Source organism: Malacoplasma penetrans HF-2, assembly GCF_000011225.1.
Classification (GTDB): Bacteria; Bacillota_I; Bacilli_A; order Mycoplasmatales; family Mycoplasmoidaceae; genus Malacoplasma; species Malacoplasma penetrans.
On the sequence record NC_004432.1, the window covers coordinates 70,438 to 88,004 of the forward strand.

At 25.5% G+C, this 17,567-nt stretch carries 18 protein-coding genes; 17 read left to right on the forward strand and 1 reads right to left on the reverse strand.

Features of this window, described 5'->3' with window-relative positions; all coding sequences use genetic code 4:
- Nucleotide 1 precedes the first annotated feature (1 nt).
- The 14 genes from atpG (at nucleotide 2) to MYPE_RS00370 (ending at nucleotide 13,250) form a co-directional block, all read left to right on the forward strand.
- Nucleotides 2-862, forward strand: coding sequence for an ATP synthase F1 subunit gamma (gene atpG, locus MYPE_RS00305; protein ID WP_011076887.1), 861 nt, complete (start codon nucleotides 2-4; stop codon nucleotides 860-862).
- Nucleotides 863-1,730: 868 nt separating this feature from the next.
- The gene (gene atpD / locus MYPE_RS00310; protein WP_011076888.1) at nucleotides 1,731-3,200 is read left to right on the forward strand and encodes a F0F1 ATP synthase subunit beta; all 1,470 of its coding nucleotides are present in this window, start codon (nucleotides 1,731-1,733) and stop codon (nucleotides 3,198-3,200) included.
- Between the two features lie 11 nt (nucleotides 3,201-3,211).
- On the forward strand, nucleotides 3,212-3,619 hold the full coding sequence (locus MYPE_RS00315; RefSeq protein ID WP_011076889.1) for an ATP synthase subunit epsilon: 408 nt from the start codon (nucleotides 3,212-3,214) through the stop codon (nucleotides 3,617-3,619).
- 99 nt (nucleotides 3,620-3,718) lie between these two features.
- On the forward strand, nucleotides 3,719-4,006 hold the full coding sequence (gene rpmE, locus MYPE_RS00320; RefSeq protein ID WP_011076890.1) for a 50S ribosomal protein L31: 288 nt from the start codon (nucleotides 3,719-3,721) through the stop codon (nucleotides 4,004-4,006).
- A gap of 87 nt (nucleotides 4,007-4,093) precedes the next feature.
- A complete protein-coding gene (prfA, locus tag MYPE_RS00325; protein ID WP_011076891.1) occupies nucleotides 4,094-5,173 on the forward strand; it encodes a peptide chain release factor 1 in 1,080 nt (359 codons plus the stop codon).
- Between the two features lies 1 nt (nucleotide 5,174).
- Nucleotides 5,175-6,011: a peptide chain release factor N(5)-glutamine methyltransferase gene (prmC, locus tag MYPE_RS00330; protein ID WP_044891182.1), complete on the forward strand. Its 837-nt coding sequence runs from the start codon at nucleotides 5,175-5,177 to the stop codon at nucleotides 6,009-6,011.
- 2 nt (nucleotides 6,012-6,013) lie between these two features.
- Complete coding sequence (locus MYPE_RS00335) at nucleotides 6,014-6,655, forward strand: L-threonylcarbamoyladenylate synthase (protein WP_011076893.1); 642 nt, start codon at nucleotides 6,014-6,016, stop codon at nucleotides 6,653-6,655.
- Nucleotides 6,621-7,097 (forward strand): RpiB/LacA/LacB family sugar-phosphate isomerase, encoded by a 477-nt coding sequence (locus tag MYPE_RS00340; RefSeq protein ID WP_011076894.1) that lies wholly within the window; start codon nucleotides 6,621-6,623, stop codon nucleotides 7,095-7,097. The genes MYPE_RS00335 and MYPE_RS00340 overlap by 35 nt, the downstream gene beginning before the upstream one ends.
- A gap of 1 nt (nucleotide 7,098) precedes the next feature.
- A complete protein-coding gene (locus MYPE_RS05345) occupies nucleotides 7,099-7,821 on the forward strand; it encodes a winged helix-turn-helix domain-containing protein (protein ID WP_011076895.1) in 723 nt (240 codons plus the stop codon).
- A 262-nt stretch (nucleotides 7,822-8,083) separates the two neighbouring features.
- Nucleotides 8,084-8,665 (forward strand): DJ-1/PfpI family protein, encoded by a 582-nt coding sequence (locus tag MYPE_RS00350; protein ID WP_011076896.1) that lies wholly within the window; start codon nucleotides 8,084-8,086, stop codon nucleotides 8,663-8,665.
- Nucleotides 8,666-8,800: 135 nt separating this feature from the next.
- Nucleotides 8,801-9,817, forward strand: coding sequence for a heat-inducible transcriptional repressor HrcA (gene hrcA / locus MYPE_RS00355; protein WP_011076897.1), 1,017 nt, complete (start codon nucleotides 8,801-8,803; stop codon nucleotides 9,815-9,817).
- A complete protein-coding gene (locus MYPE_RS00360; protein WP_011076898.1) occupies nucleotides 9,792-10,337 on the forward strand; it encodes a hypothetical protein in 546 nt (181 codons plus the stop codon). Before hrcA ends, MYPE_RS00360 begins: the two co-directional genes overlap by 26 nt.
- Nucleotides 10,338-10,342: 5 nt before the next feature.
- The gene (locus MYPE_RS00365) at nucleotides 10,343-12,181 is read left to right on the forward strand and encodes a 1-deoxy-D-xylulose-5-phosphate synthase (RefSeq protein ID WP_011076899.1); all 1,839 of its coding nucleotides are present in this window, start codon (nucleotides 10,343-10,345) and stop codon (nucleotides 12,179-12,181) included.
- A 178-nt stretch (nucleotides 12,182-12,359) separates the two neighbouring features.
- Complete coding sequence (locus MYPE_RS00370; protein WP_011076900.1) at nucleotides 12,360-13,250, forward strand: Abi family protein; 891 nt, start codon at nucleotides 12,360-12,362, stop codon at nucleotides 13,248-13,250.
- 14 nt (nucleotides 13,251-13,264) lie between these two features.
- Here the strand turns inward: MYPE_RS00370 and MYPE_RS00375 are convergent, their stop codons facing one another.
- Nucleotides 13,265-13,594: a hypothetical protein gene (locus MYPE_RS00375; RefSeq protein ID WP_011076901.1), complete on the reverse strand. Its 330-nt coding sequence runs from the start codon at nucleotides 13,592-13,594 to the stop codon at nucleotides 13,265-13,267.
- 27 nt (nucleotides 13,595-13,621) lie between these two features.
- Between MYPE_RS00375 and MYPE_RS00380 the strand changes: the two genes are divergently transcribed.
- The 3 genes from MYPE_RS00380 (at nucleotide 13,622) to pyk (ending at nucleotide 17,561) form a co-directional block, all read left to right on the forward strand.
- The gene (locus MYPE_RS00380; protein WP_011076902.1) at nucleotides 13,622-13,873 is read left to right on the forward strand and encodes a NifU family protein; all 252 of its coding nucleotides are present in this window, start codon (nucleotides 13,622-13,624) and stop codon (nucleotides 13,871-13,873) included.
- A 9-nt stretch (nucleotides 13,874-13,882) separates the two neighbouring features.
- Entirely contained in the window at nucleotides 13,883-15,907 is a 2,025-nt protein-coding gene (locus MYPE_RS00385; RefSeq protein ID WP_011076903.1) for a transketolase family protein, read from the forward strand.
- Between the two features lie 157 nt (nucleotides 15,908-16,064).
- Nucleotides 16,065-17,561: a pyruvate kinase gene (gene pyk, locus MYPE_RS00390; protein WP_011076904.1), complete on the forward strand. Its 1,497-nt coding sequence runs from the start codon at nucleotides 16,065-16,067 to the stop codon at nucleotides 17,559-17,561.
- Nucleotides 17,562-17,567 lie beyond the last annotated feature (6 nt).

Below are 17,567 nucleotides of genomic sequence, written 5' to 3' on the forward strand. Positions count from 1 at the left end.
TATGGCATCTTTAAATGAAATAAAAAAGAGAATTAAAATCATAGAATCAACATCCAAAATTACTAATGCTATGAAATTAGTTTCATCAGCTAAATTAAAAAAACAAAAAGAATTGTTTTTAAATGAGTCAATCTACTACAAAAAATTCTATGACTTATTCACTTATATAAAATCTAATAGTGATTCAGAAATATTAAGTTTAAAAAAGAGTGAAGAAGGTAAAACTATTTGACTAGCCTTCTTTTCCTCAATGGGTTTATGTGGAAGCTTTAATTTAAATATTGTTAAAGAATTACAAAAACACATAAAGAGTAATGATGAAATTTGATTAATTGGAAAAAAAGGAAAGAACTTAATTAAATCAAAAGGAATTGAAGCTGAAATTTCTTTAGATTTAGAATTAGATGATAAAGATATTAATTTTGATCTATTCCATATCATTGCTGAGAATTTATTAGCAAAATATAAAAATGATTACAATATTAAATCAATCAAAGTAATTTATAGTAAGTTTGTTAATTCTTTATCTTTTACACCAAGTGTTTTTTCATTACTTCCACTAGATAAAGCTATTGAAAAACCAAGATTAGATAAACCTAATAATGGTGCAGATTTTTCAATTCAACCAAATGCTAATGATGTTTTTGAATCAATCCTAATTGATTATTTAGCAACATGTATTCATGGTGCAATTGTAGAATCAAAGGTGTGTGAAAATGCTTCTAGAAGAAATGCAATGGATTCAGCAACTAAAAATGCAAATGAATTAATTAAAAATTATAAATTAGAATTTAACAGAAAAAGACAATCAGAGATTACTCAAGAAATTACAGAAATTGTTTCAGGTGCAAAAGGAGAATAACATGAAAGAAAATAATAAAACAATTGAAGCAAAAAACAAAGAACTAAGAGATGCTACTAAAGAATTCAATGAAAAACTTCAGAAATTTTTAAAAGATAAAGTTAAAAAAGGATTTCAAATTAAAAATCCAAATTATAAAATTGATGACAACAAAATTTCTTCTAATGAAGTTTTTAAAAACAATAAAAATGATTTTGAATTAAATCTTCCTAAAAATACTTGAGAAGAAAAAACAAACAAGCCTGAATCTTTTGAAAACTATAAAAATGTTATTCCTCCTTATGAAGATAAATTTTTACCTGAAAACTTTAAAGAAAAATTTGCACCTAAAAATATTAAATCTGAACCTCTTATTAATAAAAAAGATAATTTAAAAGAAAAAAACAACAACCCTGTTTTTGATGAAGTTAAAATTCAAGAAGATGACAAATTTTTTGACTTTTCTAAATTTTCAGAAACTGTTTCAAATCAACCTGAAAACATTTTAAAAATTGAGGAAAATGATTTTAAAGAAATTCATGATGACTTTGTATCTCAATATGAAACATTTTCTAAACTTGAAACTAAAGAAAATACAAACGATTTAAAAACAAATTTATCTAGTGACACTATTAAAACAATAGAATCTAAAAATGAACCAGAAGTTCAAATTGAATCTGAAATAAAAGATGACTCACTAGAAAAAGAAATAAGTGAAGATGATTCATTTATGGATATTTTTAAAGCTGAACAACCAGACAATCAAGAAGATGATAGTTTTGTTATTGATGAAGAAAAAGCAAAAGAAGAATATCAAGAAATAAAAACCAATAAATCAATAGTTTCTGATTCTCATAAAATTGATATTTATGAAGAAAATGAAGATTTAATGAAATTAAATACTTTGAAATCTGATAAGGGTATAATTTATCAAATTTTTGGACCAGTAGTTGATGTTAAATTTGCAAGAAATCAAATGCCTAATATTAATGATTGTTTAGAGGTTAAATTACCTAATAATAAAAAACTAGTACTAGAAGTAGCATTATTAGAGGGTGATGATGTTGCAAGATGTATTTCTATGGGATCAACTGAAGGTTTATATAGAGGTTTAGAAGTTATTAATACTAAAAACCCAATTATGGCACCAGTAGGTTCAGCAGTATTGGGTAGAATGTTTAATGTTGTTGGTGAACCAATTGACAACAAACCAATGCCTGAAAAAGTTGAATATTCTCCAATTCATAAAAAACCACCTTCATTTGATGAACAATCAACAAAAACTGAAATTTTTGAAACAGGAATTAAAGTAATTGATTTACTTGTACCCTACGTTAAAGGTGGTAAGATTGGTCTATTTGGTGGAGCTGGAGTTGGAAAAACTGTTCTAGTTCAAGAATTAATTCATAATATTGCCACAGGACATGGTGGACTTTCTATCTTTGCTGGAGTTGGTGAAAGAACAAGAGAAGGGAATGATTTGTACCATGAAATGATTGATGGTGGAGTAATCAATCAAACTGCATTAGTGTTTGGTCAAATGAATGAACCACCAGGAGCAAGAATGAGAGTAGCTTTAACTGCTCTTACAATGGCAGAACATTTTAGAGAAAACAATAAACAAGATGTTTTATTATTTATTGATAACATTTTTAGATTTTCACAAGCAGGTTCTGAAGTTTCGGCATTATTAGGAAGAATTCCATCAGCTGTTGGATACCAACCAACACTAGCTTTTGAAATGGGACAACTTCAAGAAAGAATTACATCAACTAAGAGTGGTTCAATTACCTCTGTTCAAGCAGTATATGTGCCAGCAGATGATTTAACTGATCCTGCTCCTTCTACTACTTTTGCACACTTAGATGCTAAAACAGTTTTAGACAGAAAAATTGCATCACTTGGGATTTATCCTGCAATTAATCCATTGGAATCAAGTTCAAGAATGTTAGATCCTTCAATTGTTGGAATTGAACATTACAAGGTTGCAAGAAGTGTTCAAACAATTTTACAAAAATTTGAAGAACTTCAAGATATTATTGCAATCCTAGGAATTGATGAATTATCTGAAGAAGATAAATTAACTGTATCTAGAGCAAGAAAAATTAGAAACTTCTTATCTCAACCATTCTTTGTTGCAGAAAAATTCTCTCACAAAAGTGGTAAATATGTTTCAACTCAAGATACTATTAGTGGGTTTAGTGAAATCATTGAAGGTAAATGTGATGATATTCCAGAACAATACTTCTTATATGTTGGTGGAATAGATGATGTTCACAAAAATTATGTTGCAGCAAATTCAAATAATAAAGTTAACTCATCTAATAAACCATTAAATTCAGAAAATAAAAGCAATTAATAGGAGTAATTATGGGGGCTAATTCAAATTTAAAACTTAATATTATTACACCATCAAAAGTTGCTTATAGTGATTTTGTAAAGTCAGTTTATTTTTCTGATGATGAAGGTGACATTGTTATTTTGAATAACTATGAACCTACAATTGGTAAACTTAAAAGGTCAATAATTCAAATAATTGATATTAATAACCAAACCTTTGAATATATTGTTGATAATGGGATATATTCAGTTGCTAATTGTGAATTAAATTTCTTAACAAGTTTTTGTATTAAAAATACAGAAGAAGATAAAATGCAAATCTCACAGATGAGAGAAAAGACATTAAATGTTTTAAATAGTAAGAATTTAAATAATTTTCACTTTCAATTTGAAGTTTCATTATTTAAAAAGATTTCAGGAATTAGAAAGAAAAATTAGTTTGATTAAAAATTTAAAAATTTTTTGTATTTGTTATAATGTGTTATTATAATTAATGTTGCTTTTAAAGTAATACATAAATATTATAGGAGAATGATTATGAAGAAAGAAACACATATGAAATTGAATGAAGTTAGCTTCAACTGTGCTTCATGTAATAGTACTTTTGTTGTTAAATCTACATTAAATACTAAAGAAACGTCAATTGATGTTTGTAGTTCTTGCCATCCTTTCTATATTGGTACTTCTATGAGCCAACAAGTTAAAGGAAGAGCTGAAAAATTTAACAAAAAAGTTGTTGCTGTAAAACAAGAACCAACTAAATCAGAAAACAAAAATACTAAAAAACAAAGCAAAAAAGTTGTTCATTCTCTAAATAGTTTATAAATTTTTGTTAGTTAAACAAAAATAGCACTAAAGGTGTTATTTTTGTTTTTTATTACACCTAAATAGCATCTAAGAAAGGAAACCACTATGATTTATAATGAGAAACTTTATAATTCTTTATTATCAATGGAAGAAAAATTCAATGATTTGAATAAAGAATTAGAAACAGAGGGATTAAGTGTTAAAAGAATGTCTGAAATCAATAAATCCATTAAAGAAACTACTCCAATTGTAGAAAAGTTTAAAGAATATAAAAGAACTTTAAATGATATTGATTCAGCAGAAAAGTTAATTAAATCTGAAAAAGATAATGAAATTATTGAGCTTGCACAACTTGAATTATCTGAAAAGAAACCTTTAATTGAAAAATATGAATATGAACTAAAAGTATTACTTTTACCAAAAGACCCAAATGATGATAAAAACGTAATTGTTGAAATGAGACCAGCAGCTGGTGGGGATGAATCATCTATCTTTGTTGGTGATTTATTTTCAGCATACAAAAGATATGCAGATTCATTAGGGTGAAAAGTAAAAATGCTTGAAGTGCAAGAATCATCTCATGGTTATGGTTTTATTTCTTTTATGATTAATGGTGAAAATGTTTATTCAAAAATGAAGTTTGAATCTGGAGTTCATAGAGTTCAAAGAGTTCCAGCAACTGAATCTAAAGGTAGAGTTCACACTTCAACAATAACTGTTGCTGTTTTACCAGAACTTGAGGAAGTGGAATTAGTTATTAATAATAGTGATTTAAAAATTGATACTTATAGAGCAAGTGGTGCTGGTGGACAGCACATTAATAAAACTGAATCAGCTGTAAGAATTACTCATATCCCTACAGGTATTTTTGTTGCATGTCAGGAAGGTAAATCTCAAATTGAAAATAGAGAAACAGCTATGAAAATGCTAAGAGCAAAACTGTGAGAAAAGAAAGAAGAAGAAAACAGAAAAAATATTTCTGATCTTAGAAAAGGACAAGTAGGTACTGGGGAAAGAGCTGAAAAAATTAGAACATACAATTATCCTCAAAACAGAGTTACTGATCATAGAATCAATCTAACTTTAAATAAATTAGATAATGTAATGTTAGGTAACTTATCTGAAATTATTGACTCATTAATTTCACACGATGAAGCAGTTAAAATGCAAGAGGCAAAAATCTAGTATGACTTTTAGTGAACTAACAAAAAGATTAAACCCATTAGATGATTCACAAATTAAATGAATTCTAAAAGAATTAATTCTTTTTAATTCAAAAATAATTGAAAATTCTTCTGATATCTTTTTTGAAAAAGACACTGAAATAGATTTTGAATACAAAAAAATATTAAAGCAACTTAATAAAGTGCTTAATAAAAACATTCCTGTTCAATATATTACTAAGTCTTTTTCTTTTTATGGACTTAGTTTTTTTATTAAAAAAGGTTGCTTTGTCCCAAGACAAGAAACTGAATACATGTTAGATTGAGCTGTTAAACAAAAGAAGTTAATAGATAAAAAATATATTTTGGATTTATGCTCTGGGAGTGGAGTGCTAGCAAACACAATTTCTTATATTAAAAAAAACAAAGATGCTATTGTGATTGGTGTTGAAAAAAATAGAACACCTTATAAAGTTGGGGTTAAGAATCAAAGAAATTTAAAATTAAAAACCCAATTTATTAAATCTGATATTTTTAAAATAGATAGATCACATTATGAGAAATGTGATTTTATTATTTGTAATCCACCATACATTGATAAAAATGATCCCAATGTTGATCCTTCTACTAAATGTGAACCTAAACAAGCTTTGTTTGCGCCACAAAACGGATATTATTTTTATTTTAGATTTCTTAGTGAAATTTATCCAATATTAGCCAATGGAACAGAAATTATATTTGAAATAGGATTTAATCAAAAAGAAGAAATAGAAAAATTTTTGATAAAAAACAACATTACTGTATTTAAATTTTTAAAAGACTTAGATGATAAAGATAGGGTTTTATATATTAAAAAATAGTTATGGGTAAGCTAAAAGATAGAAAAGATAATAAGAAAGATTCTTTTAAAAAAAATTTAAACAACAAAGAAATTAAAAATTATCCTAAAAAAGAGTTTGTAACTTATGAAAAAGATTCCTCTAATTTAAATGGAATAGTTTTTGAAATTAAAAATTTAAAAGCAGCTATTGTTTCAACTGATACTGTATCTGGTCTATTATCTTTAAATAAACCTTTAATTTATAAAATTAAAAAAAGAGACAAAAATAAAAAACTTATTAGATTTGTTTCAAATCTTGATCAAATTCCTGAAGTTAATGAAACTTTTAAAAAATTAGCAAGTAAATTTTGACCAGGTAAACTTACTCTTATTTATAAAAAAGAATCTTATAGAATGCCTGATGATAAATTTATTTTAAATCTTATTGATAAAACAGGTCCTTTATACTCTTCTAGTGCTAATTTAAGTGGTAATCCACCTATTACTAACATTATTGATGCTTTTGAATCTTTTAATAAATATAAAAGTGATATTATTTTTATTGAAGGTGATTATTATCAAAATAATCAGCCATCAACAATTTATGACATTGACACTAACACATTAAAAAGGGAAGGAGAAATAAAGTATGAGTGAATCAAAAAAACAATTGAAGAAAATTAAAGTTTACATTGGAAGTGATCATGGTGGTTTTGATATGAAAGAAAAAATTAGAAACAACCATGAATTATTAGAAATTTTAGATTTTGTAGATCTTGGAACATATAGTGGTGATGAATCAGTAGATTATCCAGACTATGCTGAAAAAATTGGTGAGAATCTTTTAAAAGATAAAGGTTCTTATGGAATTGGAATTTGTGGGACTGGAATTGGAATTTGTATTGCTTTAAATAAAATTAAAGGAATATATGCTGCAAATGTAAACAAAACAATTGAAGCTGAACTTGCTAGAGAACACAATAATGTAAATGTCATTACATTATCTGGAAGATTTACATCTGTTGAAGATAATGTTGAAATTATTAAAAAATTCTTTTCTTCACATTTTGAATCTGGAAGACATGAAAAAAGATTAGATAAAATAACTAAATTGGAAAATAAATAACATGAGAAATACATTTTTAATTGCTTATATTTCTATAAACGAAAACAGCAATAGTGTTGTTTATGAATCTTATAGTAAATTTTCTTCTGAAATTTTACTTAATGATAAAACTTTCAAAATTGAAAGAGTGATGTTGAAACCAAATGAAATTGATTATTTAACTACTGTTCATGCATCTGTTGTAATTTTTGATAATATTCCATCAGATCAAATAGATGAAGCAATGGTAAAAAAAATTAAATTAATCTCACCAATTACTCACTTTGTTTACTTCTGTGAAAATTATGATGAAGATACATTTTTAAGTGTTTTACAAAAGGGTTTTGAGTTTTGTGTTTCTTTAGATTTTTTTACACCAAGTTTGTTCTTCCAAACTTTATTAAACATCTTCCATAAAGTAGAAGTTATTAACCTTATGAATAATGTAATTATTTGGGGTAATAATCTTTCAATGAATTTAATAGATAGAAAGGTTTGATGTTCAGGTCAAGAAATAGAAATTACAAAAAATGAATTTGATATTTTAAAATTCTTTTTAGAACATCCAAATACTTTTTTTAGTAAAGAAGAAATTTTTAAAAAAGTTTGAGGATATGATGATGATCCAACAGGACTTGTAATTCAATATATTTACAAATTAAAAAAGAAGATTGGCAAAGATAATATTGTAAGTTCAACTTACAATGGGTATTGTTTTAAGTTAAGGGAATCTTTTAGAAAGTAAAATTTAATTATTAATTAAGAAAATAATGTCATCTTGTTTATTGTATTTACAAAATGACGTTATTTTTTAATATAAGTTATTTTATAGTTTATTTTGTTTTAATAGGACTTTTACAAAAAAATAAACTATACATAAGACATAAATATTTCTAAACTTTAATAATTTCTTTTAACTTAATTGTTTTTTAATTTAAATGCTTTAAAATTATTTTATTACTTCAGAAATATTTTGATATTTCTAATGACTTAAGAGAGGTCTTTGTATGATAAAGCACAAAGTTTCTAACATAAGAATTGCAATAATGTGTTCCATAGAATCTAATGATATGGACATTGTGATTCCTTATGATATTTGAACCAGGGCAGGAATAATTGTTGAAACAGTTTCTAACGAAAAAAAGAAGTCAATTTTTCTTCAATCCGGAACAAAAATTACTTGTAGTGAAGAAATTGAAAAAGTTAACTTAGATAAGTTCAATGCTTTATATATTCCTGGTGGAAAGGGATGCCAAAGATTATTAACAGATAGAAATGAAAGAGTTATTAATAAAATAGTAAAGTTTGCAGGAGATGAAGGAAAGAAATGACTTTTCACAGCAGGGGCAGCATCTACAGTTCTTGCAGAGCTTGGGGTGTTAGGTAATAAGAAAATTACAACTGCACCTGGATTTGAAGAAAAGCTAGGTAAAAATTATTCAGACAATAACATTGTTGTAGATAAGAATTTTGTTAGCTTCAAATCTCCATTTCATGCTTTTGAATTTGCACTATTAATTGTTGAAAAACTACTAAATAAACAAATTGCAACAAACATTGCTAATGACATTTTATATACTAAAAAATAATCAATCAAATCAAATATCAAACTAGAACATTCTTTAATAGTAAATTAACTAATGCATATCATTATTTAATTTACTATTTTTTTGTTTTGATATATATTGTTTTAAAATATAGATATTTAATAACAAGATTAAATTATGAAAGAAATTACACAAAGACAAAAAGAACTTCTTAAATATATTGTTGAAGACTATGTGGCAACTGCAAACCCAGTTGGTAGTAAGGTTGTAATTGAAAAGTACATGCCAAATATTTCTGCTGCCACTGTAAGAAATGATATGGCTTTTTTAGAAAAATTAGGTTTATTAGAAAAGAACCACACATCAAGTGGGAGAGTTCCTTCAACTGCTGGTTATAAGTTTTATGAAAAGAATTTTTCTAAACCATATATTAATGATGAAAACTTAAAGTTAAAACTAAGAAATGTTTTTGCTGACAGAACAATGTCAATCGATGTAGTTATTGAAGAGAGTTGCAAAATAATTTCTGAAAGTACTAAATTACCAATGATTAAAATTGAAAACAACACAGAAGTACTTTTAAAAAGAATTGATATGGTTGAAATCAATAAACAATCTGCAATGGTGATTGTAATAACTTCAGATGGTAATTTAACTAAAAATATTATTCATTTTAAAGATGATTCTATTCTTAAAGATATTTCTATTTGTATAAGAATTTTCAATGATAGATTAATTGATTGTCCAATCAAAGAGATAGCCACTAAGATTGATTCAATGAAATCCATTATTAAAGAAAAAGTTAAAGAATATGAATTTGTTCTACAAGAGCTAATAGAAAGAATCTTTCAAATTAAATCTAAAATGATTAAAACTGTTCATGGTCAATCTTCATTACTTGCTGTACCAGAATTTCAAGACACAGAAAAACTAAAAGAAATTTTACAAATTTTAGAAAGCACAAGTATTTGAGAACAAATTGCTTTTAAACAAAATCAAACAGGATCAAATACTTTAATAACTTTTGGTGATGAAGTTAGTCATGAAGATATTGTTTTTGCTCAAACAGATTTAAATATCAATGAACAAAATAAAACTAAACTTGTAATGGTAGCTCCAACAAGAGTTGATTATTCAAAAATAAAAGGACTATTAGAGTTTATTAAAAATGAGTTTGAAAAAGGGTGAAAATAAAAACATTAAAATTAGTTTGAGCAGTTATAAATTCTTTTTAAAAAGAAAAATGTCTCATCTTTTTGTTCCTAAAAAGAAAAGAAATAATTTGGAATTAAAAATTTCATTAATCTTTTCTTTAATCTATATTTCTTTAATAACTAATCAGCGTTTTTGAAAGTTAAATAAAAAAACTATTATTGAAGTATATGATATTTTTTTTGTTAAATGCACAGATGATTTAAAACAAAATCTTATAAGTATTTTAGAAACAGCTACTAAAAAAATAAATTATGGTTTTAAACTAGATGATTTAAATGTTTATGATTTATATGACCATGTAGAATCTTTTTATTCAAATTGTGAAATTTTAGAATATTTTAAGAAGATGAAAAAATTAAAAAGAGTTTATATTTCTGAAGAAGAAATGGGGCAATTTATTACTATTAATCAAAATTTAAAATTTATCTTAAATTTTATTAAAATTACTTCACCAACAAGATTTAATTCAATTTACAGAAAACTAATGAATTTAGTATAAAACTTATGAAAAAAAATAAAGTAAAAATAGATAAGATTCCAAATTATGAAGATTTCAAAAAAATGAAACTTCATGAATTATTGGATCTTGCAGTCTTGTTAAGAAAAAAAATCATTGATATCTCTGAAAATAAAAGTGCTCATCTTTCTAGTAACCTAGGAATAGTAGAGTTATCAATGGCACTTTTGTATGTCTTTGATTCCCCACAAGATTTAATTGCTTATGATACTGGGCACCAGTGCTATGTTCATAAAATGATAACAGATAGAGCTGACAAAATTTCTACCATTAGAGAATCAAATGGTTTGTCAGGGTTTCAAGAACCAAACGAGTCTATCCATGATTTTATTTCTACAGGACATTCTGGAAATATCTTATCTATTTGTCAGGGCTTTATTGAAAAAAATAATAGTAAATCAAAATCTGTTATTCCTGTAATTGGAGATGCTGCTATTTCAAATGGATTAGCTTTTGAAGCTTTAAATAACATTGCATACAATAAAACTCCAATGTTAATTATTATCAATGACAATGGAATGTCTATCTCAAAGAATGTTGGTGCTTTACATAAAATTATGTCTAAGTTCCAAATGTCTAAATCAGTTTTTTTAACTGAAAAAATTTTAAGAAAAATCTTATTTAAAAAAGAATGATCTAAAAAAATATATTGATCAATTTATAAATCATTTTCTAAACTATCTAAATTCTTTAAAGGAAAGAATTTTTTTGAATCTCTTGGATTTCACTATTTTGGTGTGATTGATGGTAACAATTTAAAAAAGACAATTAATGTTTTAAAAAGAATTAAAAACATAGTTCCATTTGGGCCAACTATTCTTCATGTAAAAACTATTAAGGGTTTAGGTTATAAAGAAGCTGAATTAGATGATAAAGGTTTATATCATTCTTTAAAGTTAAGTGATCCTAATTTAAATTCAAATAATCAAACTTATGGAAGTGTAGCAGCAAACTTTTTAGAGAAGTTAATTGAGTATGATAACAATATTCAAATTATTAATCCAGCTATGACACTGTCATCTAATTTTTTAAACTTGTCAAAAAAATTTCCAAATAATTATGAAGATGTTGGAATTGCTGAAGAACATGCAGTTACAAAAGCTGCTGGTATGGCAATTGCAAATAAAAAAGTTTTTGTTTCAATTTATTCAACTTTTTTGCAGAGAAGCTACGATAATTTACTTCATGACGTTGCTAGGCTAGAATTGCCAATTACATTTTTAGTTGATAGATGTGATTTATCTTATAGTGATGGTGACACACATCATGGGATATATGATATAGGTTTTTTAAAATCTATTCCAAACACTATCATAACTTGTGCTTCTAATAAGTTTGAATTGGAAAGATTAATTATTTTAGCTTATCAAAATAAATCCAATCCTTTTTTTATTAGATATACAAAAGAAAAATGTGAAGATATTGAAGTTAAAAAAGAATTTAGTTTTGGTTCTTGAGTTTATGCATTACAAACCAAAGAGTCTAAGACTTGCATAATTTCATATGGGGATATAATTAATGATTTAAAAAAAGAAATAAAAACTAAATCTATTGATTTAATCAATGCTGTTTTTATAACTAATTATCAAAAGGAAAATGTTTTAAGAATTTTATCAACTTATAAAAATATTTATGTAGTTGAAAAAGTGTTTGACAGCAATTGTCTTGGTGATGATTTAATAATCTTGGCTAATGAAAACAAATTAAGTTGTAATATTAAAAAAATTAATATTAGAAATAATAAAATTGGTTTTGGAAACAAAGAAGATATTGATAAGAAATTAAACATTGATATGAACAGTATTTTTGCTGAAATCAAATCTTAATACCAAATTAAACATAAATAAAACTTGTATTTATTGATTGGTGTAAACCCCAATAAAACAAGTTTTTTTATTTTGCTATTTAAAAATCTTTTTTTATTCTTTAAAATTTAATATATATTTATATTATTTTTTAATATAAAAACTTTTGAATGTTAAATTATAAAATTATTTGTTGGCTATGATTAGAATGAGTGAAAAAGAAATCAGAGAATTTCTTCAAAAATTAGGTTTAAAAATTGAGAATTGAATTAAACTAGCTAATTTTTTATCTATTTATCCAACAGACAGAATTATTAAAGATTATTTCTATATCTTCTTAGATAAAAACACTGACATGTTTTATGAGGGAACTACAGATACTGACATCATTAGCTTAATTATGTTTGATAAAGAAATTAGTACTAACTTATTAAAGTGATTGTTAATATTTGAAACAAGATTTAAAAAAATTCTAATTGAAAAATGGGTGGATATTGCAAAACCTAAAACTGATAAAGTTTATTTATTAAATGAAAATGACTTTATAAAATTGATTCCTAATATTAGAAAAAATAATTTAGATTTTAAAAAGTTTACTTATTCATTATTTGAACATGTTTCTAACTCAGAATTTCTTCAAGATTATCACAGCTTAAAAGATATTCCATTTCATGATCTTTCTTACTCTTGAACTTTTGCTACTGCTATTAATTTTTATAGAGTTGTATCTGACCAAGTGCAAAAAGAAATTTTAATTGAATTTAATATCCCTTTTGAATTTAAAGATTATTTTCATAAAGCCTTAAATGTCTTTTTAAAAATTAGAAACACTATATCTCACAATCATATTATTTATAATTTCAAAACCAATTTATATAGATTGGAATTTAATAAAATTTATAAGTATTTATTTAAAGAAGACAATCAATTAAACCAACCAATTAATCTAAATCAAATTATGACATTTTTAGATTATTTATTAAATTGGAAACATTGTAAAAAAGAGTTTGAAGATAAACTAAAAGATCTTAAGATTTTAAACAAAGCTAAAGAGAACTTAATTAAACTTTTCTATGGTTTAGAGTATTAAAAAAAGGAAATTATTTATTTAATTTCCTTTTTTTCTTTTTCCATTCTTATAATTTCTTTCAAATGGTTTTCTAGTGTTCTAACACCACTGATTGTAGGTAATATATATCTTTTATTTTTAATTAATTTAGGTCTAACTGCTTTGTATGAAATAAACTTGTTATTAACTAAACAAAATTTATATGTTTTACCAATTTTGAAAAAATCAAATAAATCAACACTATAGTCAGATATCTGGTTAATATCACAAATGTGCTTTTCTTTTTTATACTCTACAACCAAATGATCTTTCTTAATGTCTAATACTTTGCAAAGAATGATTTTTTTGTTTTTCACTAAATTCATAATTTTAATAATATTATATAATTACTTATGCTTGATAATAATACAAATAAAATAATAGATGAAATAAAAGATGTAATTGACTCTATTAGATTTTACATAAATCAAGATGGAGGAGATTTAGAATTTGTTGACTACAACCCTGAAAAAGGTGAAGTTACTATCAAAATATTGGGAGAATGCATTGGATGTTCTTTAATTGATGTAACTTACAAAGAGGGGTTAGAAACAATTCTAAAAAATGAAGTGGAAGGAGTTAAGTCAGTTATTGTTACTGAATAAAAATTTGTTATGAATAAAGGTACAAAAACACCAGCTATAAATAAAAATGATAGATTTGTTAATCTAACTATTGATACATTAAGGGTTTTAAGTTGTGAAATGATTGCTGAAGCAAAATCAGGTCACCCTGGAATTGCATTAGGAGCAGCACCAATTTTATATACTTTATTTAAAAACCACTTAGTAGCTGATCCAACTAAAAGTTTTTTAAACAGAGATAGATTTGTTATGAGTGCAGGGCATGGGAGTGCTTTGCTATATGCAGTAATGCATTTATCAGGATATGATATTTCACTTAATGATTTAAAAAATTTTAGAAAAATAAATTCTAAAACTGCAGGTCATCCTGAAAATATTTTAATAGATGGAGTTGATATCTCAACAGGTCCTCTTGGTCAAGGAGTTGGGGCTGCAGTTGGAATGGCAATTGCTGAAACTAAAATGAACCAATATTTTAAAAAATATAATTTGGTAAATTACTACACATATTGTTTACTAGGTGATGGATGTTTCCAAGAAGGTGTATCATTTGAAGCACTTTCAATTGCTGCTAAATATAAATTAAATAAACTTATATTTTTATATGATTCTAATGATGTTCAATTAGAAGGAAGAGTAGCAGACAGCACTGTAATTGATACTAAAAAATATTTTGAATCAATTGGATTAAACTATATAAAAGTTGCTAATGGTAATGATTACAATGAAATAAATGAAGCTATCTTATTAGCTAAAAAATCAGAAGAAAAACCAACAATTATTGAAATTAAAACAAAAATTGGATTTGGTTCAGTTCATGAAGATTCACCAAAATCACATGGTGCTCCATTAAGTGAAGAAGAAATTGATTTATTAAAAAACAAATTAAACTATCATAATGAAAAGTTTGAAATTTCTAAAAATGCTTACTTTGATTTTGAATCATTCAAAAAAAGAGGAACAAAAGCTAGAGAATCTTTTGAAGAAAAAGTTAAAAAACTAAAAGCTGCAGATCCTACAAAATATAAAGTTTTAGAAAACATTTTAAATAAAGAAATTTCTTTTGATAAAAAAGCATTTAGTGATTATCAAAAAACAAAAGATTCAACAAGAAATTTATCAAACTATGTTTTATCAAAAATTGCAGAAATCAATCCTTTATTAACATTACTTTCACCAGATATTTCAAGCTCTACTAAAATCAACTTTGCTAAAGGCGGAGTTTATTCAACTGATAATAGATTGGGGATGAACTTAAATCTTGGTGTTAGAGAATTTGCAATGGGAACAATCATTAATGGGATTTGTTCAACAGGTCTAAAAGCAATAGGTTCTACATTCTTGCCTTTCTCTGATTACTGTAAAGCTGCTATTAGATTATCTTCAGTTTCTAAAAATCCAGGTGTTTTTGTATTTAGTCATGATTCAATTGCTGTTGGAGAAGATGGACCAACTCATCAAGCAGTTGAACAATTATGGGGATTAAGATTAATTCCAAACCATTATTTAATTAGACCTTGTAACTTAGATGAAACAATTAAAGCATTTGAAATTGCTTTAACAAATACTGAAAGTACATTCTCTATTATTACTTCTAGACAAGAATTTGATTTACCAAATGGAGCAGCTTCTAAAGTTTCTAGAGGCGCATATGCTATTAAATCTGATAGACAAGCAATTGTAAATATCTTAGCTACAGGAAGTGAAGTGGCACTTGCTTTCCAAGTTGAAAGTATCTTATCTAGTAAATATAACATCAAAGCAAACATTATTTCAGTTCCTTGTGTAGAGTTATTTTTAAAACAAATTGAATCTTATGAAAAAGCAGTTTTAGGAACAACTTTAGATGCAAGTAGAACAGTATCAATTGAATTTGGTTCTTCTCTTCCTTGAAGTAGATATGCAGGAATTAGAATTGGTGTAAACAAATTTGGTTTATCTGGTACTTTTGAAAGTGTTTGTAAAAAAATGAAATTAACTGCAGAAGATATTGCTGAAAAGATTAACAACTCACTACCAAAATTAAAAAAAGGTGAAACATTAGTTAACAACTAAAATAATCTTTACTAATAAATGAAGTTTATCTAAAATAAACTTCATTTTTATTTTTTATCAAAAAGAAAATGAAAAAATATTCCATATAAAAAATAATACATATAATTAATAGTGTTTATATTAAATTTTTGAACTAAATAAAGGATTTATTAATTTTATGAAAATGATTAAAAAAACTAAAATTACTGCAACTTTAGGACCATCAATTACTGGAAAAATTTTCACATTAGCAGATTTTAACAAACCTGAAAACAAGGGAGTTATTGAAACTGCTAAGAAAAATTTAGCAGCTTTATTTGATGCAGGTGTGAATGTAGTAAGATTTAACTTTTCTCATGGTGATTATGAAGAACAAACAATTAGATTAAACCTAGTTAGAGAAGTTGCTAAAGAAAAAGGTGTTAACATTTCTACAATGTTAGACACAAAAGGACCAGAAATCCGTGTTTACAAAACAAGTGAAAAAGAAGTTGAAATTAAATCAGATAGTAAAGTAAGAATTTATACAACTAAAAAAGAAATTGGTACAAGTGAAAAATTCTCTGTTTTAGATTCTACTGGTACATACAACATGGCAAAAGATGTTCAACCAGGAAATACAATTTTTGTAGATGATGGAAAATTGAAATTAGAAGTAATTTCATCAAATGTTGAAGAAGGAATTATTGAAACAATTGCACGTAACACTTGAATTCTTAGAGAAAACAAAAGAATTAATTTACCAGACTCTAATTATTCAATTCCTTTTATGTCTGATAAAGATAGAAATGATATTATTTTTGCAATTAAAAATAAATTTGATTACATTGCAGCATCATTTGTAAATACAGGTGATAATGTAAGAGAAATTAAAAAAATCTTAAAAGAACATGGTGGAGAACACATCCAAATCATTTCTAAAATTGAAACTATGACTGGAATTAAATCATTAGATGACATTATCGATGAATCAGATTCAATAATGGTTGCTAGAGGTGATCTAGGATTAGAAGTACCTTACTATGATGTACCAACATATGAAAAATACATTATTAAAGATTGTAGACATAAAGGTAAAACTGTAATTGTTGCAACTCAAATGTTAGATTCATTAGAAACTAAAATCCAACCAACAAGAGCAGAAGTTACTGACGTGTTTTTTGCAGTTGAAAGAGGAACAGACTGTACTATGCTTTCTGGAGAAACTGCAAATGGGATGTATCCAATTAATGCAGTAGAAGTAATGGCTAAAATTGATGTTTCATCTGAAAATTTCTTTGACTATGGAAGAGCAATTGATGTTTATTTCAAAGAAACTCCATTTATGAAAGAAAAAGTTGGAACTTTAGCTACTACTATAGCAACTCTTGTTGCTCCAAAAAGAGTAATTGATAACCATGGTTTTGACTACTCTTCAATTGTGGTATTTGGAAATGATACAAGATTAATCCAAGCATTATCTAATATAAGATGTGCAGCTCCAATTTTCTTTGTTACTGATAAAAAAGAATATGCTACAAGATTTGGGCTTAACTATGGGGTATTTGTAAAAGTTGTTGATAATGTTGAACATGCAATTGCAAATAAAACTGAAATTATAGATGCAATTAATAGCCAACTTCCTGAAGTTAAAAAAACAGTTGTTGTTATAAATGATTCAATTTATAAACATTAATAAATT